This is a genomic window from Campylobacter showae CSUNSWCD (assembly GCF_000313615.1).
GTDB classification, from domain to species: Bacteria; Campylobacterota; Campylobacteria; order Campylobacterales; family Campylobacteraceae; genus Campylobacter_A; species Campylobacter_A showae_A.
Genome location: NZ_AMZQ01000012.1, coordinates 1 through 23,303 on the forward strand (window position 1 = coordinate 1; position 23,303 = coordinate 23,303).

19 protein-coding genes, 2 tRNA genes and 1 pseudogene are annotated in these 23,303 nt (G+C 44.3%); all 22 read right to left on the reverse strand.

Translation table 11 applies throughout. The features are described from left to right. Nucleotides 1–36: 36 nt before the first annotated feature. The 22 genes and pseudogenes from CSUNSWCD_RS11185 to CSUNSWCD_RS08790 all read right to left on the reverse strand — a co-directional run bounded on the left by CSUNSWCD_RS11185 (nt 37) and on the right by CSUNSWCD_RS08790 (nt 23,300). Entirely contained in the window at nt 37–198 is a 162-nt protein-coding gene (locus CSUNSWCD_RS11185) for a hypothetical protein (RefSeq protein ID WP_009495939.1), read from the reverse strand. Nucleotides 199–200: 2 nt separating this feature from the next. Continuing rightward, complete coding sequence (locus CSUNSWCD_RS08685) at nt 201–1,337, reverse strand: restriction endonuclease subunit S (RefSeq protein ID WP_009495940.1); 1,137 nt, start codon at nt 1,335–1,337, stop codon at nt 201–203. 76 nt (nt 1,338–1,413) lie between these two features. Next, nucleotides 1,414–2,970 carry a type I restriction-modification system subunit M gene (locus CSUNSWCD_RS08690; protein WP_009495941.1) on the reverse strand — a complete coding sequence of 519 codons (1,557 nt, stop codon included), beginning with the start codon at nt 2,968–2,970 and terminating at the stop codon, nt 1,414–1,416. Nucleotides 2,971–3,172: 202 nt separating this feature from the next. Continuing rightward, nucleotides 3,173–4,105: a methyl-accepting chemotaxis protein gene (locus CSUNSWCD_RS12030; RefSeq protein ID WP_390886822.1), complete on the reverse strand. Its 933-nt coding sequence runs from the start codon at nt 4,103–4,105 to the stop codon at nt 3,173–3,175. Nucleotides 4,106–4,363: 258 nt separating this feature from the next. Beyond that, nucleotides 4,364–5,134 (reverse strand): annotated as a pseudogene (locus CSUNSWCD_RS12035) (cache domain-containing protein); the annotation flags it as partial. A 314-nt stretch (nt 5,135–5,448) separates the two neighbouring features. Beyond that, on the reverse strand, nt 5,449–8,007 hold the full coding sequence (locus CSUNSWCD_RS08700) for a molybdopterin-dependent oxidoreductase (protein ID WP_009495945.1): 2,559 nt from the start codon (nt 8,005–8,007) through the stop codon (nt 5,449–5,451). Between the two features lie 807 nt (nt 8,008–8,814). Continuing rightward, complete coding sequence (locus tag CSUNSWCD_RS08705; RefSeq protein WP_009495947.1) at nt 8,815–9,393, reverse strand: cytochrome C-type heme-binding periplasmic protein; 579 nt, start codon at nt 9,391–9,393, stop codon at nt 8,815–8,817. Between the two features lie 268 nt (nt 9,394–9,661). Next, nucleotides 9,662–10,588: a Dyp-type peroxidase gene (locus tag CSUNSWCD_RS08710; protein WP_009495949.1), complete on the reverse strand. Its 927-nt coding sequence runs from the start codon at nt 10,586–10,588 to the stop codon at nt 9,662–9,664. 278 nt (nt 10,589–10,866) lie between these two features. Further along, complete coding sequence (locus CSUNSWCD_RS08715) at nt 10,867–11,595, reverse strand: response regulator transcription factor (RefSeq protein WP_009495950.1); 729 nt, start codon at nt 11,593–11,595, stop codon at nt 10,867–10,869. A 65-nt stretch (nt 11,596–11,660) separates the two neighbouring features. Next, nucleotides 11,661–12,755 (reverse strand): PAS domain-containing sensor histidine kinase, encoded by a 1,095-nt coding sequence (locus CSUNSWCD_RS08720; RefSeq protein ID WP_009495951.1) that lies wholly within the window; start codon nt 12,753–12,755, stop codon nt 11,661–11,663. Further along, nucleotides 12,730–13,740, reverse strand: coding sequence for a bifunctional 3,4-dihydroxy-2-butanone 4-phosphate synthase/GTP cyclohydrolase II (locus CSUNSWCD_RS08725; protein ID WP_009495952.1), 1,011 nt, complete (start codon nt 13,738–13,740; stop codon nt 12,730–12,732). The genes CSUNSWCD_RS08720 and CSUNSWCD_RS08725 overlap by 26 nt, the downstream gene beginning before the upstream one ends. Before the next feature lie 685 nt (nt 13,741–14,425). Then, nucleotides 14,426–14,869 carry a hypothetical protein gene (locus tag CSUNSWCD_RS08740; protein ID WP_009495956.1) on the reverse strand — a complete coding sequence of 148 codons (444 nt, stop codon included), beginning with the start codon at nt 14,867–14,869 and terminating at the stop codon, nt 14,426–14,428. A 62-nt stretch (nt 14,870–14,931) separates the two neighbouring features. Further along, nucleotides 14,932–15,006, reverse strand: a tRNA-Met gene (locus CSUNSWCD_RS08745). A gap of 12 nt (nt 15,007–15,018) precedes the next feature. Then, nucleotides 15,019–15,093, reverse strand: a tRNA-Gln gene (locus CSUNSWCD_RS08750). A 74-nt stretch (nt 15,094–15,167) separates the two neighbouring features. Then, the gene (locus CSUNSWCD_RS08755) at nt 15,168–15,857 is read right to left on the reverse strand and encodes an MOSC domain-containing protein (RefSeq protein ID WP_034964769.1); all 690 of its coding nucleotides are present in this window, start codon (nt 15,855–15,857) and stop codon (nt 15,168–15,170) included. Nucleotides 15,858–15,864: 7 nt separating this feature from the next. Then, entirely contained in the window at nt 15,865–16,551 is a 687-nt protein-coding gene (locus CSUNSWCD_RS08760) for a DUF4230 domain-containing protein (RefSeq protein ID WP_034964745.1), read from the reverse strand. A gap of 226 nt (nt 16,552–16,777) precedes the next feature. Continuing rightward, nucleotides 16,778–17,989, reverse strand: coding sequence for a threonine ammonia-lyase (ilvA, locus tag CSUNSWCD_RS08765; protein WP_009495960.1), 1,212 nt, complete (start codon nt 17,987–17,989; stop codon nt 16,778–16,780). Nucleotides 17,990–18,159: 170 nt separating this feature from the next. Next, nucleotides 18,160–18,555 (reverse strand): CoA-binding protein, encoded by a 396-nt coding sequence (locus CSUNSWCD_RS08770; protein WP_009495962.1) that lies wholly within the window; start codon nt 18,553–18,555, stop codon nt 18,160–18,162. Then, nucleotides 18,548–19,669: a tRNA (uridine(54)-C5)-methyltransferase TrmA gene (gene trmA / locus CSUNSWCD_RS08775; RefSeq protein WP_009495963.1), complete on the reverse strand. Its 1,122-nt coding sequence runs from the start codon at nt 19,667–19,669 to the stop codon at nt 18,548–18,550. Before trmA ends, CSUNSWCD_RS08770 begins: the two co-directional genes overlap by 8 nt. Nucleotides 19,670–19,671: 2 nt before the next feature. Continuing rightward, nucleotides 19,672–21,366 (reverse strand): Na+/H+ antiporter NhaC family protein, encoded by a 1,695-nt coding sequence (locus tag CSUNSWCD_RS08780; RefSeq protein ID WP_206159181.1) that lies wholly within the window; start codon nt 21,364–21,366, stop codon nt 19,672–19,674. Nucleotides 21,367–21,677: 311 nt separating this feature from the next. Further along, nucleotides 21,678–22,130, reverse strand: a complete 453-nt coding sequence (locus CSUNSWCD_RS08785; protein WP_241091501.1) for a hypothetical protein — start codon at nt 22,128–22,130, stop codon at nt 21,678–21,680. 423 nt (nt 22,131–22,553) lie between these two features. Next, complete coding sequence (locus CSUNSWCD_RS08790; protein WP_009495966.1) at nt 22,554–23,300, reverse strand: SDR family NAD(P)-dependent oxidoreductase; 747 nt, start codon at nt 23,298–23,300, stop codon at nt 22,554–22,556. Nucleotides 23,301–23,303 lie beyond the last annotated feature (3 nt).

Here is a 23,303-nt window from a genome sequence, read left to right on the forward strand (position 1 = left end):
GCCTTTGCTTTGTTTTATTGATGGTATCATAGCATTTTAAACCTTAAATAGCAATACATTTTTCATACAGAGCCTTAAATTTTTAAATTCTACAGATAAGCGGGTCTTGCCCGTACCATTAAAAGCATAAATTAATTGTGCTTTTTTATTCAAATTTTTAAGCTTATTTGCTATTTCGTTAAGAGAGCCAGCAAACACTACTATATCTCCTTTTCAATTTCTGTAAAATTTAATAGCTTTTCCCTGTAATACTCATACTGCTTGCGTCTTAGCTCTATCTCATGCGGCAAACCATCGGTTATAGAATTTATTAGCGTATCAAATTTATCTAAAATACGGACTATTTCATGCTGTACTTCTATTTGAGGTACAGGGATCTTAATTTTAGAATATTTACTAATCCAATGCCGCTCATGGTTTGTCGGCTCGAATTTTATACATCTCATAGCATAATAAACAAATTTGAAATCAGTAGCTTTGTTGTCTTTATTGCTTAAAATTTTGATCGCCGATGATTTAACTTTAAAATCAAAATCCACCCACTGAAATGCCGTTGTAAAATCATCAAAAATCATAGCTGGCACCTCAGAAGCTTTGTAAATTCCAAATGCTTCATTTGTATAGCCCAATATAAAGCTTTTGCCAGCCGTCAAAACAGGAATGCCAACTTTATCATCGTATCTTGTGTCATCTACAATAAAATTTGTGGGTTGAGTATAATCCAAAATTTCGTCAAGCATTCTTAACTCACACCCCCCCCCATTTTTATTGAGCTCGTCAAAGCTTAAAAGGAAGTCGCGGTAAAATTCGTATTGCTTTTTCCTAGCTGTAAGCTCTGCTGTAAGCTCTGCTGTAAGCAGCGTGAAACAGTCCAAAATACGGACTATTTCACGCTGAACTTCCAGAGGAGGCACAGGAAATCTAAAGGCTTCTAGCTCGGACTTTGCCAATGCAGGTATTCCAGCTCCATATTGACTTTGCATAAAATTTTGCTGGTTCTTTTTTAGATAATGATAAACGTATCTTTTTAAAACATATTTCTCTTTTGCTGTTATCACAAAAGCATGCGCTCCAGCAAAAAAACTGGTATTCATCCAATTTACATACCCCGCACTAGCTCCGCCTTGACTAATAACAGTGGTATCAGCTTCGTGACTGTATTCATGCCAATATCCAGAAGGATTTATGCCACCATTCATTACTGGATATTTGCCGTTTTTAGAAAGTAGCGATTTGTTTAACTGTTTACCTTTTTCAATATCTGCAACCTCTCCAAGCTCCATAAACTCCACTCCATCTGGACAAAGTTCATTTATAAGATCAAAAATTTTACTCATTTCAAGCCTTTTAAAATTTTGCTCGGCTTCGCGAGCGAAATTTCGGAGCCATCGCTCACCGTGTAAATAATAGCTTTCATATCTCGCCGTCCAAATTTATTTCCGCAACGATTTCGTCGATTTGTTCGCGTAAATTTGAAATTTTGGCTACCGTTTGTTTTATTTGCAAATTTAACTCGTCTATATTAATAACCTCGCGCGTATCCTTTGCCTCGACATAGGAGCTAACGGCTAGATTATAGTCGTTTTGAACTATTTTTTCATTATCTACAAGCGCGCAGACGTGAGCTACATCCTTTTTTTTATCAAACAGATCTATTATTTTTAAGATATGCTCGTTAGTTAGGACATTGTTGTTCGTCCTTTTTTCAAAAAACTCGCTAGCGTCGATAAACTGCGTTTTAGTCTCTGTTTTATGCTTTGAAAGAACAAGGATATTAACAGCTATCGGAGTGCCGTAGAAAAGATTTGGCGCGAGCGCGATGACGGTCTCGACGAAATTTTCTTTTACGAGGTATTCGCGGATCTTTTTTTCCGCGCCGCCTCTATAAAAGATGCCCGGGAAACTAACTATAGCGGCTCTGCCTTTTGCCGAAAGATAACTAAGCGCGTGTAAGATAAAGGCAAAATCGGCCTTGCTTTTTGGAGCCAGCACGCCGGCAGGCGCAAATCTAGGATCGTTTATGAGCGTCGGATCGTCGCTACCGATCCAGTTGATAGAGTATGGAGGATTTGAAACAATAGCATCAAAAGGCCTATCGTCGCTAAGCTTTGGATCTAGTAGCGTATCACCAAGCTCTATGTGAAATTTAGAGTAATTAACGTTGTGTAAAAACATATTCATACGCGCTAGGTTATATGTCGTGTGATTTATCTCCTGCCCGAAAAATCCCTGCTCAACCTTATGCTCGTCAAAGCGCTTTTTAGCCTGCAAAAGCAGCGAACCAGAACCGCATGCCGGATCGTAAATTTTATTTACGCGCTCTTGTCCGTGCATGGCAAGCGCGGCTATGAGCTTTGAGACGTTTTGCGGAGTAAAAAACTCGCCGCCCGATTTTCCCGCGTTTGCGGCGTAGTTTGAGATAAGAAACTCATATGCATCGCCAAAAAGATCGATATGGTTGTCCTTAAAATCGCCGAAATCAAGCTCGGCTATGCCCTTTAAAACCGCCGTGAGTCGCCTGTTTTTCTCTGTAACGCTATTTCCTAAACGGTTGCTCGTAGTATCAAAATCAGCAAAAAGCCCTTTTATGTCCTGCTCTGACTCATACCCGGCTGCCGAGCCTTCGATACTTTTAAAAATTTGATCTAAATCAGTATTTAAATTTGCGTTATTGTCGGCATTTTTTACGATTTTTTTAAACAACTGACTAGGGTATATAAAATATCCCTTCGTAACAATAGTATCATGCTTTATCGCTTCAAGCGCCGGCGAATCGTCAGGCAAGCTTGCGTAGTCAAAATCACCGTCGTCACCCTCTATATAATCCGTAAAATTTTCGCTGATAAATCTGTAAAATAGCGTACCTAGGACATACTGTTTAAAGTCCCAGCCGTCAACGGCGCCTCTTACTTCATTTGCAATACTCCAAATTTGGTTTTGCAAGGCCTTACGCTGCGTCTCTTCACTCATTTTTTACTCCTAAATTTTTAATGCTTATTTTAACCATAAAATGATAATTTTTTAATTATACGAAGGTTTTTGTAGTATTAAATTTTTGTTTTAGAAAAATAGCAAAATTTATTTGAAATCCAATTTTATAAAATAGAATAAAAAGCAGATATAAAGAAAAAGGCGAATGTCTGATTTTTGACATTCACCTTTAAAGTTTGTTTTAAAATTTATTTTTTCTAACATCCGAGACGATATTTTTAGCCATATCGTCTATCTCGGCCGTAACCTCATTTGTGGTATTTACGATCGAGATATTTTGGTGAGTGATGGAGTCGATTTGCGTGACTGACTGATTTATCATATTTATGCCGTCGCTTTGTTCTTTGATGCTCTCGCTCATCTCGTTGATGCTTTGAGCTAGCACATTTGCGTTAGCTTCGATTTCGCTTAGGGATTTTTGAGTTCTTTCGGCCAGTTTTCTTACCTCATCGGCCACGACGGCAAAGCCTCGTCCGTGCTCTCCAGCGCGCGCTGCTTCGATAGCTGCGTTAAGAGCTAGCAGGTTTGTTTGATCGGCTATGTCGCGGATAACGACGATGATGTTTTTGATCTCCTCGCTTTGTCGCGTTACATCCTGCGCTTTTTGGCTGATGGCGTTCATCGAGCTACTCATCTGCTCGATTGCAGCAGCGCTTTCTTGGATAGAGTCTGCTTGCCTATGAGCGCCGTCGGTTAGATTTTTCATAGATTCGGCTAGGATTTTGGCTTTTGCTTCTAGGCTTTCGGCCTCGTTTAGATTTTCTTTTAGCATATTGCTAACAGCTACACCGGCGCTCTCTATACCCATGATCATATCTTTTAGATCGCTTTCTAGCTCATCTTTGAGCTCGATTTTAGCGGTGTAATCATTTTTGTTATATGAGTTTAGCACGCGAGCGATGTCTTTTAAATTTGAAGATATTGAGCTAAAGAATTTATTTAGCAAATCTTTTAGTTGCACGAGAGCGGGGTTGTTCGGATCTGCCTTTATAGTTGCGCCCATATGGCCTTTTATCATGAGATTTGCGATGCCATTCATCTCCTCGATCAGAGCGCTATCTTTTTTGATGCCATAGACTACTTTATCTATATTTTCGTTGATAGCCCTACTCATAACGCCAAATTCATCCTGCGTATTTACGGCTAACTTTTCAGGAGCCTTAGATACCTCGTATGTGACGAATTTAAACGTATCCTCAAGCTTTTCTTGGATAGTTTTTATCGGACTGAGAGATTTTTTAAGTAGTACGTAGACAAAAATCGAAAGAGCGACTATAAATAACGCTGCTAGCGCAAGCTGAGCCTTAAGTAGAGGAAGGGTATTGCTAGAAAAAGTATCCGCTTCGATGGCGGCTACTGCTAGCCAGCCTTGATCATTTATCTCCAAAACCTTAGATGTTACATTTTCGCCTTTTGGATTTACATAAGGAATAAGACCATTTGAGTCAAATTGTTTATTAGTAAATTTAGATGAAATGATCTTTGTTTGCTCTAAAATTTTACCTACAATTTCAGTATTAGAGTGCATAAGTATCACGCCGTCTTTATTCATTAAAAAGACATAACCATACTCGGTCTTGCCCATATCTAGGATTTTTTTGCTTAGTGTTTTTATATCGATATCTATACCTACTATACCGACAAATTTACCGTTTTTTACCGCAGGCGCCACGAAAGTTACGACCAAATCGTTAGTCGTAGTTAAACGCGGCTGCATGTAGATGGCTTTGTTTTCGTTTTTAGCCGCTCCGTACCAACCTCTAGTTCGCGGATCATAGTTATCAGCCAAGGTTGTTCTTTTACCGTCCGATTGGAAAAAATAACCATCCTCGCGTCCATAGTAAACATAAGTAACTATTGAGCTTGCAAGCTCTTTTTCTAGCACCAAATGACGCATTTTATCATCGCCGTCGTCTGAAATTTTCTCGATATTTGCAGCTATTTTTTTGACCATAGCCAAATAATCTTCAAAAAACGAATTAGCAACAGTATCGACGTCTTTTAAAATTTGAGCCTGATTTTGGCTAACGAGCTGAACGACCTTATTCTCGGCTGTATAATAACTAACCGCCGAAATAGCGGCAAACGAAACGATCAGCGAGACGATAAGCATCACGGCGATCTTGTTCGTGATAGAACGCATTTTCTCTCCTTAGATTTTGATTAAAATTTCTATTTTACTACGTTAAAAATTAAATAAAATTAAAACTTTACATTAACTATGTTTTAAAGCAAAATCCAGTCCAAATTTATTAAAAATAAAAATTAATTTTTATAAGAATAAAATATAAAGCGGTATGAAAGCAAAATCAGCGTAGCAAAAATGATAAATTTGATATAAATTTTATCGCTCCGAGTTAAATTTAACGACTGAATTTTAAACACCTCGCCGAGTCAAATTTAACCTGGCGAGGCTTTATCAAATTTAAGCCGCAAATTTTAGTTCGCGGCTTAAATTTAAGCGAATTTCGGATCGCTAAACGCCGTTAGCTCAGGCGCCTTGCCTGTAAATTTCTCGATATTTACGAGCGCGGTGTGGCTGATGTTGCCGTTAGCTAGCTTGCTAGTCGGGATATCGATAGTTAGCACGTTTGGCGAGCCGTTTTTGCAAAGACCCGCGTCAAATCCGTCGTACCAAGCTCCCTCGGCTAGTTTTACGACGCCCTCTTTGATGTTTTTAGTGACATGAGCGCCCGCTAGCACCTCGCCGCGCGCATTAAATACGCGCACCAAATCACCGGTTTTTATGCCTTTTTTCGCGGCGTCTTTAGGGTGTATCCAGATCGGCTCGCGGTTTGCGATCGCGTAGTTTTCGCGCAGAGAGGTTTGGTTTAGCTGCGAGTGGAGGCGATCGGTCGGATGCGGGCTTAGCATGTGTAGCTCGGCAGGTTTATCTTTCATGCCTAGCCACTCGATCGGCTCAAACCACATCGGATGCGCGCCGCAGTCGTCATAGCCCATTTTCTCGATGGTTTCGGAGTAAATTTCGATTAGACCGCTTGGCGTTCCTAGCGGATTTAGCACCGGATCTTCTCTAAACTCGCCAAATCTCACCCACGTATCGCTCTCGGGCGTCGAGGCAAAAGTTACCGGCTTATTTTCGTTCCAAAACTCCTCAAACGGCTTCATATCGGTTTGAAAATCAGGTATAGCTTTAACCTGCTCGTACGCCGCGCCGTAGTACTCTTTGATCCAGTCAAATTCGTCCTTGCCGTTGTCGGTGTAGGCTACGACTAAATTTTTAGCGTAGGCCTTGCAAAGATCGGTGAAAATTTGATAATCATCGCGCGCTTCGGCGTATTTTTCCACGACTTGCTTCATCGGTACGATGTTCATATTTGAGTAGTCGCCCGTCATCGTTACGTCGTTGCGCTCGTATGCGGTAGTGGTTGGGAAGACGATATCAGCCATCTTAGCCGTCGGCGTCCAGTAAGCTTCGTTTACGACTACCGTGCGAGGTTTGCGCCACGCTTCTAGCAGGCGGTTCGTCTCTTGATGATGAGCGAAAGGATTGCCGCCGACCCAGTAGATAAAGTCGATATCAGGATACGTGATTTTCTTGCCGTCATGATCGATCACTTTGCCTGGATTTAGCAGGGCGTCCGCGATACGAGCGACAGGGAATGCATAGTTTGTCGCCTTTTGCAGCCAGCTTTGACCCGTACCCGCAACCGCTGCAGCCTTAGCAACGAAGCGGCCGTTTGCGTCAAATTCTCCGCTATCGGTGCCGATAAACTCGCCCTCGTCGTTAAATTTACCCACGCTTGCGCTATTTACGCCGCCGATTACAGCACCCTTGCAAGTCGGAGCGCCGCCGTTTGAGTAGTGGTAGCTAAGGCCAAAACCTCCGCCAGGAAGTCCGATCTGACCTAACATAGCCGCCAAAGTCACCATCGCCCAGTGCGGCTGCTCGCCGTGATGCGCGCGCTGCATGCCCCAACCGCTCATTATCATCGTGCGGTTAGCGGCGAAGGTATCGGCAAGCTCTTTTATGAGGCTTGCTTGAAGGCCGCAAATTTTGCTCGCCCACTCCAAATTTTTAGGCGTGCCGTCTGTTTTACCGAGCAGATACGGCAAGAACTTATCAAAGCCGCTCGTATAGGTCTCGATGAAGTTTTTATCGTATTTGCCGCTCTCGTATAGATAGTGCATCATACCTAGCATTATCGCGGTGTCGGTGTTTGGCATCGGAGCGATCCACTGAGCCTTATCAAAGTACTGCGCCGTATCACTTCTGATTGGGTCGATGATGATCACTTTAATATCTTTTTTGTTTTTAAGCTCTTCAAAATACTTAAAGCCCTGCTCGTCGGTGCTAGTCCACGCTATGCGAAGGGTTGCCACCGGGTTTGCACCCCAAATGACGACTACTTTTGAGTTTTCTAGTACCACAGGCCAGCTGGTTTGCTGCTCATATACCTCGATACTGCCCACGACATGAGGCATGATGATCTGGCTAGCGCCCGTAGAATAATCGCCCAAAGAGCCGACGAATCCGCCGCTAAGGTTCATAAATCTATGAAGTAAAATTCTTGAGTTATGCACATTGCCGCTTGATTTCCAGCCGTAGCTACCCGCAAACACGCCCTCTAGTCCCTTTTGTTTTCTCGTTTTTTTTAGCTCTCTGGCCACTAGCTTTATCGCGTCCTCGTAGCGTACGCGTACCCAGCCGTCTTTACCTCTTAGCTCAGGTTTTGGCGAGTCTGGATTTTCTAGATAGCTTTTGCGCACCATTGGGTATTTTATGCGTGATTTATAGACCATATCGGCGGTGTAGTGTTGTAGCGGATTATACACTTCGCTAGTTTTTTGAAACGGCTCTGATTTTACGATCTTGCCGTCTTTGACGCTAACTTTTAGCATGCCCCAGTGAGCAGCCGTTAGCACCTCGCCGTTACGTACGTTTGCCGTATTTAGCTCGGCACCGAGTAAATTTGACGCCGTTACGCTAGAAAACAATGGAGCTGCCGCAAGAGCCGCTCCGCCTTTTAATACATTTCGTCTTTGTAGGTTCATTTTCCTCTCCTATTTTTTACTTCTCGGTCGAACAAAGTCCGACCTCCGATTTGTTTTTACCCATCGCTCGCATCGCCTATGCGATATGCTCCGCTCACTCGCTCCCGTACGGATGCCGAGCAGTCGGCATCCTCTAAAGACGGTCGCTCACCCACCTAAAGTCCCTACTGCGTAGGGTACCCTAAATCAAACTTCTCGGTCGAACAAAGTCCGACCTCCGGGCGGGAGTATAAATACTCCCTGCACCCACCTAAAGCACAAAATCGCGTGTCAGCGATTTCGTATCTTTTTCAAATCTCACCGCTTTTTTAGAAGCGGTGTAAATTCGACTCATTTTTTTCTATTTTTGATTCCACGGATCAGCAAAGCCGATCTTTACAGGCGGAAGTGCAAGCGCTCCCTGCACCATTCTGCTTGCAGTTGCGAAGTCGCAGACGCAAGCAAGGCTAAAACACATCGCTTCTTTTAAAAGCGATTTAATTCGGCTTTTTATCAGCCAACGAGCCGCGCCTTAGCACGGACTCAAATTTAAGCTTTTACGCTCAAATTTGACCGCTCTCTCGTCCAAAGCGTCAAATTTGACGGACTAAAAAACAAAGCCTCGTTCGCGCGGTTTAGCCGCAAAGTAGTGGCTCAAATTTAGCGTGTATCTCGTCTTGCGCGCTAAATTTAACCTTATCACCAAACCTTTAAATTTGACGTCTCGGCAAACAGCACTGCCGCGACTTTCATAAATTTAGCTCCCACAAATCTCGTCCACTTGCGAGCGCCTTAGGCGTAAATCCTCGTCAAATTTACGCGCCGCTTTTACTTTTTCGCCACGTTCACGTCAGCAGAGTGCTTTTGCAAGTACTGTATCACCAGCCACTCATCGTCTTTGCCGATCGCCGTTCGCGCGATCATCGATTTTAGCAGGTTAGGCCACTGATTTGCCTTGTAGTGCGTGGTTTGATGTAGCGAATGGCACACGCCGCAGCTCTCTTTGTAAAGCTCGCCGCCCTTAGCAAAAAGTCCGTTTAGATCGCTCGTAAAGCCGTCTTTTTGCGCATAGACCACGGTCTCGACCTCGTCCCATTTGCCATTTGTGCCCTTTTTTACGACCTTTATATCAGGCGTCGCGGTTTTAGCAAACGCCACGGCGATGACGCGCTCGGAGTCGCTAAAATAAACGACGTTGCTAACGGCTGGATTTTGATAACCTTTAACGGAGATTTTCACGCGGTCGCCATGCGTGGCTAAAATTTTAACACCGTTCGTCGGCAAGAGTCTACCTATGCTTTTTTGCGACGTCGCGTCGGCGTAAACGTCTTTTACCGACGGGCTGTACACCTCGCCCGCTGCAAAGAGCGAACATGCTAGCAAGCTTGATAATAGAATTTTTTTCATTTCTCTCCCTTAAATTTAAGATGTAAAAGGATTATATAAGAAAAGTATGATGAAAGTATGATTTTATGAAGTTAAGATTTTATATTTGCACGGCTTATGCCGTAAATTTGCGAGCAAAATTTGCAAATTGGGCGGTGAAAGCTTACGAAAAAATACTAATTCCGATTTTAAATTTTAAAAGCGAATTCGGTGATGTCATTGAAAGCAAATTTTAAAGCGGTAGCCCGCAAAATGCCGAAATTTAGGACGATTCGCGGGCCAAAAAATCCTACTGCGCGCTATAGCTTGAGAGCATATCAAAAGTAGGCACAAAAAAGAGCGCTCCGGTCATCGCCGTACTAAAATCAAGCAGCCTATCGGAGTTGCCGCGCGGTTCGCCGATAAACATCTTTTTTAGCATAGCTTCAACCGTCGAAAATGTGCTAGCATACGCGATAAAGTACGTTCCCGTCACGCTTCCCTCGACAAAAGGCATATTTCCTCGCACGACTTTTTTATCGTCGCCCACGTTTGCCGCGGCAGAGTGCGAGTTGCTTGGCTTTTCATCCTCGCTCATCTCGATATCGTAAGCTTTTGAGCGACCGATCACCTTTTCTTGCTCGCTCACGCTAGTCGCGTTCCACTCTCTCATTTTATGTTTATATTTTTGTACAAATACGTAGCTACCGCCCTTAAATTTCGCGTCCTCATCGCCGACTTTAGCAAAATAATCTCGGTCTTCGCCGTTTGGATTTTCAGTACCGTCTACAAAGCCGATGATCGCTCTGCCGTCGTGGTATTTAAAGCCTTGAGTTTCATCAGCAAGCTTGGCAAATTTAAAAAGCTCGGCCTTTATATTTTGCGCCATATCAAAACAGTCCGCCGCGTCTAACGCCCTAATATGCACGTGGATATCGCCCGCAGTGCTCACGGCTTCGTGTTTATCGCCTTTGATGGCTTTAAAATTTACAAGTTCCTTTGGCAACGGTTTGGGTAAGTCCAACTTTAGCCACGCGTCGTGTCCGACGGCGATAACGCAGTTTACGTTCGCCTCTGCGCCAAACCTTACTTTTGCCGTCTTATTTAGATTTACCACCAAAGCGCAAAGCCTCTCAAAGCCCTTTTTACAGGCGTTTTCGTCGCCGCTTAGCAACCAAGTTTGAAAGACGGTGTTATTGCCCGGCGTCTGCGTTACTTCTTGCGAATTTATTTGCATTTTCTCTCCTTAAATTAATATTTTAAAATTGATTTATAAGATTTTACGACTTAAATTCTAATATTTTATAAATATAAGCTTAAATAAGCAAGAAAATTGACTTATTTGCAAATTAAAAAACGATATATTTCGGTAAATTTTAGTGACTGGGATTAAATTCAATTTAATATTAAATTACTAGTTAAGGATAAATTTTAGAGCGGTAAATTTGACATTTTGGTAGCAGGATACAAAATCATTAAACTTCGTAAATAAATTTACATTCTGGTTTGTGCCTCTCAAACATAGCCGACCTGGCTCACCGTGCGCTGATTTTGCTCGCCCAAGATAAGCGCATATCCGCTACCTTGCGCATTTTGGATGAGCTCTGGGTAGAGTTTTTTGCGTAGTTTATACACAAAGCTTCGTATTGCGTCGGCGGTGCAGCTACCCTCCTGCCAAACGCACGCCTCGATCATCTCAAAGCTCACGACGCGCCCTTGATTTTTTAGAAAAAGATGGAGTAAATTTTGCTCTTTTTTCGTTAGCGCCACAGGCTCACCGTCCTTTGTTAGCTGCCTGCTAAAGGCGTTAAATTTAAAGCCGTTTTTTAGATCGACCTCCGCAAAATCGTTTTTAAATTTGTTCGCCGCAAAGCTCATTTCCATGATGAGTTCGCGCTTTTCAAAGGGCTTTTTTAGTACCCCAAAGCTACCTAGCTCTATCGAGCTAAGCACGTTTTCGTCGCTATCATATGCGGTGAGAAAAATAATGGGCACGTCCTTATCCAGCCCCCTGATGCGAGCCGCCATCTCAAGCCCGTTCATGTGCGGCATGTTGATATCAGAAAGCACCAAATTTACGCCCTTTGCCTCAAAAACCTCCAGCGCTTCTTTGGCGTTTGCACAGGCGTAAACCTCGCTCACGTAGTTTTCGACCGACATTTTGATGCTTTCGCGCAGGCTCTCGTCATCCTCGACGATGAGCAAATTTACGCCGTTTAAGATATTTTTTATTTTGCTATACACGCTAGCCTCGTTTCTTGCTTGTGATTCTTAATTTATAAAACTAATTTTCCAATTTACAGCCACGTCTAAATTTCGCCCAAAAATAGCGTAAATTTAGTCGGATTTGCCGCATTTTCAAGCTCCAGCGACCCGCCTAGTTTTTTTACGGCAAGCTCCCTAGCTACGTTTAGCCCCGTGCCGGTGCCCGTATTTTTCGTCGTAAAAAATAGCTCGAAAATTTTATCGCTATCTGCTTTTACCCCGCCGCCGTTATCGCTCACGCTCACGCAAAATAGCCCGCCCACCTTTTTTAGTTCGATCAAAATTTGCGGCGTTTCGCATCCGCTATCAACCAGCGCGTCCTTGGCGTTTGAGAGCAAGGATAGCAGGATCTGCCTCACGTAGCTAGCGACGCTTTTAAGCTCGCATTTGCCGCTCTCGTGAGCAAATTTTAGCTCGATGCCGTGAGAGTTTAGCTCTGGCCTAACTATCAAAATAAGCTCGTTTATGATATTAACGAGATCAAATTTCTCCGCTCCCTCGCCGCTTGAATAAAAATTTCTAAACGCCTTTATCGTTTCGTCCATGAGCCTTAGGCTCTTTTTGCAGGCTGCGATTTGAGCGGGTATGCGCTCAAATTCGCCCTCGTTCGCGCACTCCTCGATGTTATCTAGATACAGCCCCAGCGCGCTTAGAGGCTGGCGCTGCTGATGCGAGATGGAGTTTATCATCTCGCCAACCAGCGCGGTTTTAGCGTGAACCAGAACCGAGCGCCTTTGCTCAAGCTCCTTTTTTTCGAGCTCTTTTTCGTGCGTGACGTCGGTGACCGCGAGGATAAATCCGTCAAATTTCACCCCGCCCTCAAGCACGTTCGAGACATTTAGTCTGAAGCTTTTTTCGTCCTTTTTTACTATAAAATCGCTCGAGTTTAGCGGGCTATTTTTGAGATTTTCAAAGCTTTTTAGCTCGCCAAGCCCCTGCGCCGCGGCTATTAGCTCATCAAATTTAGCTCCGTAAAAAATTTTTGGCGCCAGAGCGAAAATATGCTCAAATTTTTTATTTATAAATTTTATGGTGCCATTTTTATCCGCGTACAAAAGCCCCAAATTTAGCGTCTTGGCAAAGGCTCGCGCTACCTCGCTAGGCCCGTTTGCGTTACTCTTTGTAGCCCGCGATGTCAAGCCCAAAGCCCTTTAATGCAACAAAATCTTTGTTTTTATTCGCGCTTAAAAGCTCGATACGGCTGACGCCTAGTTTGTGTAAAATTTGCGCGCCGATACCGTAATCCTTGACCTGTCCGCCGCACTTCTCCTCGCCTTGTAAAAATACCGCGACGCCGCCGTTTTTAGCTAGATACTCGAGCGAGCCGCGCAAGTCGTCGAATTTACCCGAGCAAAGCAGCTCGACGTCGCTTGAAATTTGATGAAATTTGACCGCGGTTTTTTCTTTTATCTCGCCAAAAACAAAAGCATAGTGGCGCTCGCCCCTGTGATCCAGGATCTCGCATTTTAGCGCGTCAAAACCCGCTATCTTGGCCTCACTTTTTTCTTTTATCTCGATTAGGCTTTCGTGTTTTAGGCGGTACTGCACGAGCTCGGAGACCGAGACCATATTTAGTCCAAATTTCTCGCAAAACGCCTCTAGATCGGGTCTGCGAGCCATATTTCCGTCCTCTTTTACGATCTCGCAGATGACGGCTGCTTGCGTTAGACCTGCAAGCTTGCATAGATCGACCGAGCCTTCGGTGTGCCCGGTGCGGCTTAGCACGCCGCCTTTTTTAGCGATGAGCGGGAAAATATGTCCCGGGCGCACGAAGTCCTCAGGCTTTGACATAGGGTCAGCCGCTAGGCGGATCGTGACGTCGCGCTCGTATGCGCTCACGCCCGTAGTCGTGTTTTTGGCGTCTATGGTGACTGTAAACGCCGTCTCGTGGCAAGATGTGTTTTTATCCACCATCAAATTTAGATCAAGACGACGCGCGATCTCCTCGTTTAGCGCGAGACACAGCACGCCTTTTGCGTGAGTGATGGCGAAATTTACCTTTTGCGTGTCGCTAAACGTCGCCGCAAATACCAGATCGCCCTCGTTTTCGCGGTCTTCATCGTCGACCATGACGACCATTTTGCCGTTTTTGATGTCGTTTATGGCCTGCTCTACTCTATCCATTGTTATTCCTTGTTTAAAAATTTGGAATAATTATACATTTTTAGCTTTGAATTTAGGCTTTTGCGCGGGCTTGGCTTGAGATTTTACGGACTTTTAGACGTAGCCAAACGCGGCACGAACGGACTTTGGTTAAATTTAAACGAAGCAGCCAGGCTTGTAAGTTTTTGTTTAATTTTTACGGATTTATCAAATTTGACCGATTTTGGGCATAACCCGCACCTTGAAAATGCTAAAGGTTAAATTTGGCGATGTAGTAATATGAACGAGGCAAATTTACAAGAATCGTTATTTTGGTTAAATTTGCCAAATCTTAAAATGGTGCGCGATACGATTTGGGTTGTTTTTCATCGCGGCAACCAAATTTGATCAAACTTGCCGCTGATTGGAACTGTTTTGGAGCAAATTTGCCGACATCAAAAGCATAAACGCTCGCCTAGCGTTACGCGAGGGGTAAATCTTTTTAACGACCATATCCGCGCTCTTGCTCAAACGGTTTTATCGCACGCGCACTACGATCGGCAACTTCAGCTCTTATACCTTACTAATATCTATTTTTCAAACGACTGCAAATGCTTTAAATAGTTGGTTTTTTGATTTAATAAATTTTGTACCGGCCAAATTTAACAGACGTATCTGCATGCAAATTTATGACAAAAAAGATAGCGTTTACAAAATTTGACGATTTTTACGGCTTTGGCCTGATTTGGTATTTTGCGCCGAGTTTTGCAAATTCTTTGGCGAAAAATGCGTTTAGATCGCGCAGGCTATCGTCGTTCATTTGGATGAGTTTTAGGCGGTTTTTCTTGTAAATTTTGATTTTTTTACTTTTTCTTTTTAGATATTGCGGCGTCTCAAGTCCCCAAAATTCGATATAAATTTCGCTTTGCGTCAGGTAAAAATCACTAATAACGCGCTCTTTGGTCGGCACCTTTTTCTCGTAGATAAACTCTATGCCGCGGTAAAATAGCCAATTTGCCACGATGAGCTCGGCGCGGCTTTTTACCGTATCGCCACTATCGCTTTTATATCTAGTTTGCTTGATTTTTTGCTTTTTAAATAGCTTTAAAGCCAGCAAAATAATTACGATCAACAACAAAATGATTAAAATTTGAGATACGTCAAAGCTCATAAATAATTTTCTTCAATTCAAAATTTGATTTTTTGGAGTAAGTGAAGGATAAATTTTAGATTTGGTTGCGGAGGACGGATTTGAACCGCCGACCTTCGGGTTATGAGCCCGACGAGCTACCACTGCTCTACTCCGCGATGAAATTTGAGTGGATGGGGTAAGAGGATTCGAACCTCTGGATGATTGGACCAAAACCAATTGCCTTACCGCTTGGCGATACCCCAGCCTGTAAAAAGAAAGGTAATTATATATATTTTTACCTTATTTGTCAAGCTTTTTGGCAAATTTCGCCGTTTTTTCAAAGTTTTTCCATAAAAGCCGTGCTATATGAGCCGTTTAAGCGTCTATTTATATCGTCCTGCCAGCTAGCAGGCAGCGCTTCTAGCGCTCTAAATTTGGGCAACAAATCCAAATTTTCGCTCGGATTAAAAAACAGTTTATTTATCTGCATCACGCTTAGAGCATTTTCGCTTTTTTGCAGGATTTCCACCTCGCAGCCAGCCTTACACGAGCCGTTTTCTAGTACTTTATAGTACCAGCCGGTTAGCCCCGTGGCAAAAATTTCTTTAGTCAAATTTGCATTTCCCCACCGCTTTGCGAGCTTAAAACACGGTTTTCGCGGTTGGGTTACTTGCAGCACTAGCGAGCCGATTTTATGCACGTCGCCCACGTTTACGCTATTTTCATCTAGCCCGCTAATGGTCAAATTTTCGCCCATCGCACCCAGCGGCAAATTTTTAAGCCCCAAATAAGCTTCCCACGCGGGATAGTTTTCGAGTGAATTTGCAAACACGGCTTTATTTACGCCGCCGTGATGCTTCGTGTCGGCCACCTCGTCACCCTCAAAGCCAAGCTCGCCCGCGTAAATTTCGCCCGTCTGCGCATTTTTAAATATCGCCGAGCGCCACGCCTTGCCTAGCTCGTCCGTAGCCGCCACGCTACCATACTGCCTTGCTTTACCTATCAAAAGCGCTTTTAGAAATGCCATCTTGCCCTCACGCCACATTTTGCAGATTTAGCTGAACCTGCTCACCCTCGTCGTTAAACTCAAACCTAACCGCTCTAGCCCCAAAACTCTTTGCGATCGCCTCGAGCGTGTCGCGCGCGGACTTGTGGATCTTGGACTGGAGCTGATTTATCAGGCGCACGGACATCTTTTCGACCTCGGCGCGGGCCTCCTCGATGAGCCTATTTTTATCCTCCTCGCTAAAGCTGCTACCGAAAAATCCGTTTAGCGAATCAGGCAACAAAAACGGGATAAATTTGCCGTTTTTCTCGTCGTAAAATTTCATATTTGCGATCGAAAATTTGTATTTGCAAGGCGGCATCTTGATGAGATACTCCTCGCTCGCGACATTTACGATCTCTAGGCGCGGACTCGTTAGGTCGTAGATGAAGTTTATCTCAAACTCAAATATCATCGAGAGTTTTTTCTCGCTCACCAGCCAGCGCAGATACTCCTTGCCAAAACTGCCAAATGCATGGTCGGTTTTGGTCACGATCTCTTTGCTATAGACCTGAAAAACGGATAACTCGCCGATGGATTTTAGCTGCGATATCTCGGTGCTAATCTGCGTATTCGCGGGCTTTTGCGCGGTTTTTAAGGCTTTATTAAATCTAAAAATCGTAAATACGCAAATCGCCAGCAAAATCGCTAAAATAAGGCTTGTAACATCTATCATTTTTGCTCCTCTAAAATGGGATTTTAGCGAAATTCGTTAAAATAATCGTTAAATTTGAGCCTTTGATTGTTTTATATCGGTATAAATTTTGGATTGTAAATTTAAATTTAGCGAGCTTTTAGAGTCGGTGCGGTTTGGCAAGACCCGCACCTTTAAGATACGGGTTTAAATTTGGCTCAAATTTACTCTAAATTTAGCAAGCAAATTTGAGCTCAAATTTAACCGCCTAAAACACCTGAATAAATTTAAAATCATGCTCTCTGAGCACTTTTTTGATGAGTTCTTGATGGTCTTCACCCTTGGTTTCGAGCGTGATCGTGATATTAGCGTCGCCGTACTCCAGGCTAGTGGAGAAGCGGTCGTAGTCAATCTTTACTATGTTGGCATTTGCGATCTTTAGACTATCGGTTAGACTCATGAGCGCACCGGGTTTATCTATCAGCGTGATTTGCAGCGCCATTTTGCGGTGCGACTTTATGAGGCCTTTTTCGATGATGACGTTTAGCATCTGCACGTCGATATTTCCGCCGCTTAGCACGATGCCGATACGCTCGCCGGCTTTAAATTTGACCTTGTTGTGCAGGATACTAGCTACGCCGACTGCGCCCGCGCCTTCGACTACGATCTTTTGCGTCTCAAGCAGGAACAAAATCGCATTTGCGATCTCCTCGTCGTCGACCTGCACAAACTCATCTACGCACTCTAGGATATTTGCCAGAGTCGTCTCGCTCGCGTCTCGAACCGCGATACCGTCGGCGATCGTGCGCACGGCTTTTGAGTTTATGCTTTTTTTAGCGCCAAAGCTATTAAACATAGCAGGCGCGCCCTTTGCGCTCACGGCGACCACGCGGATGTCTGGATTTACCTGTTTTACACAGCTTGATATGCCGCTGATTAGCCCGCCGCCGCCAACCGGTACGATGATAGTTTCAAGCTCAGCCAGATCATCAAGCATCTCTAGCCCCACCGTGCCCTGCCCGGCCATCACGTACTCGTCGTCAAATGGATGGATAAAGCTCATGCCCTGCTGTTTAGCATACTCGACCGCATAGGCGTAGGCTTCGTCGAAGTTATCGCCCTTTAGGATAACCTCGGCGCCTAGATCTTTTGTGCCTAGCACCTTTAAAAGCGGTGTGGACTCAGGCATCACGATGGTGGCAGGCGTCTTAAACTCGCGCGCTGAAATAGCCACACCCTGAGCATGATTGCCCGCACTTGCGGCGACTACGCCTTTTTTACGCTCCTGCGCGCTTAAATTTGCGATTTTATTATACGCGCCGCGGATCTTGTACGCGCCGGTGCGCTGGAGGTTTTCTTCTTTTAGGTAGATGAGCGCGCCGCTTGCGAGGCTTAGTTTTGCGCTGTAGGCAAACGGCGTCTTGTACACAAAGCCGCTTATCGTGCGCTTGGCTTGGATTATTTTATTTAGAGAGATCATTTTAGCCTTTCGTTTTTGTTTAAATTTTACTTTTCATCGCTTTTACTTGCGCGTTTATTTACCGTATTTTTGCTTACGTTTTCTTTATTTTTATTTATATTTTTGTTTTTGCTGTTATCTGCTACGTTTACGGCGCCGCCTCAAAATCGTGCTTCGCCGTCAAATTTGGCCTAGTCAAGCCTTTGTAGCTCGATTTTTATGCACCTATCCTGCACGAAATTTATCCCGTTTTCGCGAGCAACCGATCCCGCCTCGTCGTTTGTTATACCAAGCTGCAGCCACAGCGTTTTTACACCTTTTTTGACGGCGTCTTTTACTAGCTCGCTAGCAAACTCGCCCTTTCTAAACATCACGGCGATGTCGATATTTTCATCTATTTGGATCAAATTTCGATAAACCTTTCGCCCTAAAATTTCATCAGATTTTGGATAAATAGGAAATACGTTAAATCCGCGCTCGATTAGAAATTTCGCAACCTCGTTGCTAGGCTTGCTCTCATCTGGACTAAGGCCCACGACCGCGATATTTTTAGCGGAGGATAAAATTTGCCCTAGATCGCTAGGCATTTTTACTCTTTAAAAGCACGCCACACTCGATGTGAGCGGTGTTTGCAAACTGATCAAACACGGCAAATTTGACCGCCTCGTGCGTTAAGGAAAGCTGCGCTAGATCGCGCTTGAGGCTCTGCGGCGAACAGGAGATATAGACGATGTTTTCGTAGTTTTTGATGAAATTTATCACGCTCTCATCAAGTCCAGCGCGTGGCGGATCTACCAAAACGTGCGAGAAGTCATAGCTAAAGATATCAAGCTCTCTTAAACGGTTAAACTCGCGCTCGCGCCTAAACGCGCTCATCAGCTCCTCGGCGCTCATTCGTAAAAATTTGATGTTATCTACGCTGTTTAGTTCGCAGTTTTTGAGCGCATTTGCAATTGAGCTTTTGGATATCTCGGTTGCCAAAATGCGTTTAAATTTTTCCGCCATCGGAACAGTAAAGTTTCCGTGTCCGCAGTAAAGCTCAAGCAGATCCGCGCCGTGCTCTACACAGCCTTTCGCCCACGCGATCATCTTTTCGTTTACGGCGGTGTTTGGCTGGATAAAAGCTCCGTCGCCGAATGTAAATTTATAAATTTTACCGCCGATATTTAGGCAGTCCTCTAAATTTAACTCGCCGCTTAGTAGCTTTTGCCCCTTTGCTCTCGCCACTATCGTTACGCGGTGACCGGCAAGCTCACGCGCTAAGCTTTCTATCTCGCCCTGCTCGGTTTCGCCTAGACGCTTATGATAGAGCAGCGTCGCTAGTATCCCGCTCGCGCACGAGATAAACTCGGCGCCAAACAGCCTCTCTTTTAAAATTTGATTTTTAGTAAGCTCTTCAAGCAAACGCGACATCAAATTTACGATAGGAGAGGCTACTTTTGGGCATTCGTCTATAAAAATACGCTTAGTTTTAGTGCCGTGCATCGTGTATCTAAGCTCCTCGCCGTCGCGCCAGACCCCAAACTCCGCCCTAGTGCGGTAAGCGGCACTCTGCGAGGCGAAAAACTCAAATTCGCCGCTATAAAACGGCTCAAATTCGCACCTTATAAAATCAGTTTTAAATTTAACCTGCTCCTCGTAAGGCATATCAAGAGTGCAACTACCACACTCTCCTAAAAATTTGCAAAACTTATCGGGCAAATTTAAACCCTTTGCCCTACGAATCTAACGACCAAAGCCGTCACTAAAAGCCCCAAAGGAAGCACTATCCAGATACTTAGGCCAAGCGCGATCGGGAAGTATCCCGCAAAAATACTGATCGCGCAAACCGCAAGCGCATAAGGCATCTGCGTCTGGACGTGATCGATGTGGTTACACCCGGCACCCATAGACGAAAGTATCGTAGTATCCGAGATCGGAGAGCAGTGGTCGCCAAATATCGCGCCAGTTAAAACGGCTGAGATATTTACTATCATATACGCGTGCAAGGCGTCGCCCTCTAGTCCGCTGTGCATGCCCACCGCGCTAGCTAAAGGTATCGCGAGCGGCATCAAAATGCCCATCGTACCGTAGCTGGTGCCGGTAGAAAAGCTGATAAACGAACCCAGCATAAAAATCGCCGCCGGAAGGACGATCTTTGGCGTAGACTGCGAAAGCAGATCGACTAGATAGCGAGATGTGCCAAGCTCCTTGATAACCGAGCTTAACGACCACGCAAGAAGCAGGATAATAATCGTAGTTATCATGGTTTTCCAGCCCTTACCCCATGTTTCTATCGCCTCGCGCACGGTTAAAATTTTTCTATAAACAGCCATAAATATCGCCACCACCGTAGCTAGCAAAGCCGACTGAAATAGTGCCACGGACGCATCGGCAGCGCCGAACGTAGCTTGGAAAGTGTAGAACGTAAGCGGATGAGCCTTCGCGCTCTCAAGAGCCTCGCCCTCAAGCGCGCCCAGACCGCTAAAGTAAAAGCTAACAAACGCGCCCAAAATAAGCACCAAAAGCGGAACGACGGCGTTTGAGCTTTGTAGTTTGATATTTTCTTTAGGCTCTAGCGTCTTGTCCTCGACGTCCTCGATCATAGCTCCGTCCCGTCTAGGGTGCAGTTCGCCGGCTCTAGCTCTGCGCTCGGCTTTTAGCATACCTGCAAATTCGCGCCCCATAAACGCGGTGCAGACGATGAAAAACAGCATGAAAAGGTTGTAAAATCTATAAGGCATCGTCTCTACAAAGATACTAAAAGCGTTTATGTTCGTTATGCCGATGAGCTCGTAGCCTTGCTTAATCAGTGATATCTCAAGTCCGACCCAAGTCGAGATGACGGCTAGACCTGCGATCGGAGCAGCAGTTGCGTCGATGATAAAGGCTAGCTTTTCGCGAGAGACTTTAAATTTGTCCGTTATCGGGCGCATGATAGGACCCACGATGAGGGAGTTCGCGTAGTCGTCGAAAAAGACGAAAAGTCCCATCACCCAAGTTGAAATTTGAGCTGAAACGCCTGTTTTAGCCTTTTTGCTCAGCCATATCGCCACAGCCTTGGTTCCGCCCATTTTGGTGATGAGCGCGACCACGCCGCCGATACAAAGCACCTGAAGCACGATGCCCGCATTCCAGCTATCAGCCAGCGAGCCCACAACCCTTTTTACGATGTCGGTAAAGCCCTTTACAAAAGTCATCGGGATGCTTGAATCGATGACGTTTATGAGAAACGTTCCGCTAAAAACGCCGATAAACAGCGACAAAACGACGTCTTTGGTGATAAACGCCAAAACTATCGCCACCACAGGCGGGATGAGCGTCCAAAAACCGAAAATTTCGGCATTTTTTTTCGCTACTTCGGGATCTACGGCTAGCGCCAAGATAGGCAAAAGCGACAAAAATAAAATCTTTTTCATCAAAAACTCCTTTTTGTTTTTCGTCGGTTTAATCAAATTTTCCGCACCGCGTGTCGTCGGTCGGTATTTAAGGCATAAATTTAGCTAAATGCGGCTTAAATTTTTGTTTTAAATTCGCTTATAATTCAAAAATTTTAGTTCTTTATTAAAAATTTATGTTAAAAATGAGGCTTTTGTGGAAATTTTGGTTTTGGCGAGGCTTGGCATTAAAATTTGGTTTTTTACAAAAAATTATGGCAGTTTTGTATATTTGAACCGTTTATAATCAAATTTAGGCTTTTATTCTAGCCTTTTTAGTCAAAATTTAGCGGCTAGCGCACAGCGATATCATTGATAAAATTTTCAATATCCGTAGCCTGCTTAGAATTTAAACCCATTATCGTAAAAGTTTTTAATCGCCATATTTGCCTAGCTTTTTTACTGATTGTTACTTTTTTGGGGATAAACGGACGATCAAACGCCGAGCAAGAAAAAATATCGGTGTTTTTGATCACGATATCTCCAAATATAAATCTGTTTATAATAACCCTATCTTCATAGATTTCAATATAATTAAACAAAATAATTTCAAAAATAGGCATAATAAATAGCAAAGAAACCGCAAAGCCAAATGCAAGAAAAAAGCCCGTTAAATAAGCCGCTACCGATGAAATTATTATTAACGACAAAAATCCAAACCCAGCCAAGTCAATCAAAACTAGAAATAAGCTTCTTTTATCTAGTCTATAAAGCTGTTTTACATTTTCATTAAAATCTCTTTGCATTTGCTCCGCCAAATTTAATTTTTCTACTCGTAGCGGCTTTAAACCGCTAAAAATCGCCGCGATGTCGCGCGGTTCAACGTACTTTTATCTCAATTACGAAACGGCGACGGAATTTTAAGAGCGTCAAATTTTGAGAGAAAATTTGATATTAAATTCGGTACAGTCTCGGCACTAAAATTTGACGACAAATTTGCACAAATTTCAGCGCGCGTTTCTCCCGTCACCGCAAGCGCAAATTTGCAAATCCAGCTTCAAATTCATGCGGGTCAAGCCCCGCAAAAGCAAATTTAAACGGCGCACAAAAACATATAAAAATCGCGCGCCGTAAAGCCCGGCGGCAAATTTAACTCAAATTTATGTGGCAAAGCAACTAAATTTTACGCGAAATCCAGCCGCCTATCCCGCAAATTTAATGCTAAACGCCTACTTTTTCTCTATAAAAAGCCCAGCCCAAGTCTGCTGCGTCGACATCGCCTCGACGACGTTGATATTTACGCGGTGAGGCATATTTAGGCAGTTTAGCACGATTTGCGCGATATCCTCGGCAGTGATGTACTCCACGCCCTCGTAAACCGCGTCGGCCTTAGCCTTATCACCGCCGAAGCGAACCTCGCTAAACTCAGTCTTGCAGATACCAGGAGCTATCTCTGTCACGCGGATGCCAGTGCCACGGATGTCGTTGCGCAGATTTCTACTAAACTGCTTTACAAATGCCTTGCTAGCACCATAAACGTGACTGCCCGGATACGGCCATGCGCCCGCGGTTGAGCCTAGATTAAAGATATAGCCGCTCTTTCGCGCGATCATAAGCGGTAAAACGGCCTTGGTCGAATATAAAAAGCCCTTGATGTTGGTATCGACCATCGTCTCAAAGTCCTCGATGCTAGTCTGCGCCACGCCTTCAAGCCCCAGCGCCAGGCCTGCGTTATTTACGAGCACTTCGATATCGCGAAACTCCTGCGGCAAATTTGCCACGCCGTCAAAAACCGCCTTTTTATCGCGGATATCGGCGACGATGATGTGAGTGTTTCCAAGCTCTTTTGCCAAGGCTTCAAGCCTTTCTTTACGGCGAGCCAGCGCTACGATCTTGTAGCCTTCGCGGCTGAGCATCCTAGCTATCGCCTCGCCAAAACCTGACGTAGCTCCCGTGATAAAAGCCGTTCCTTTCATATT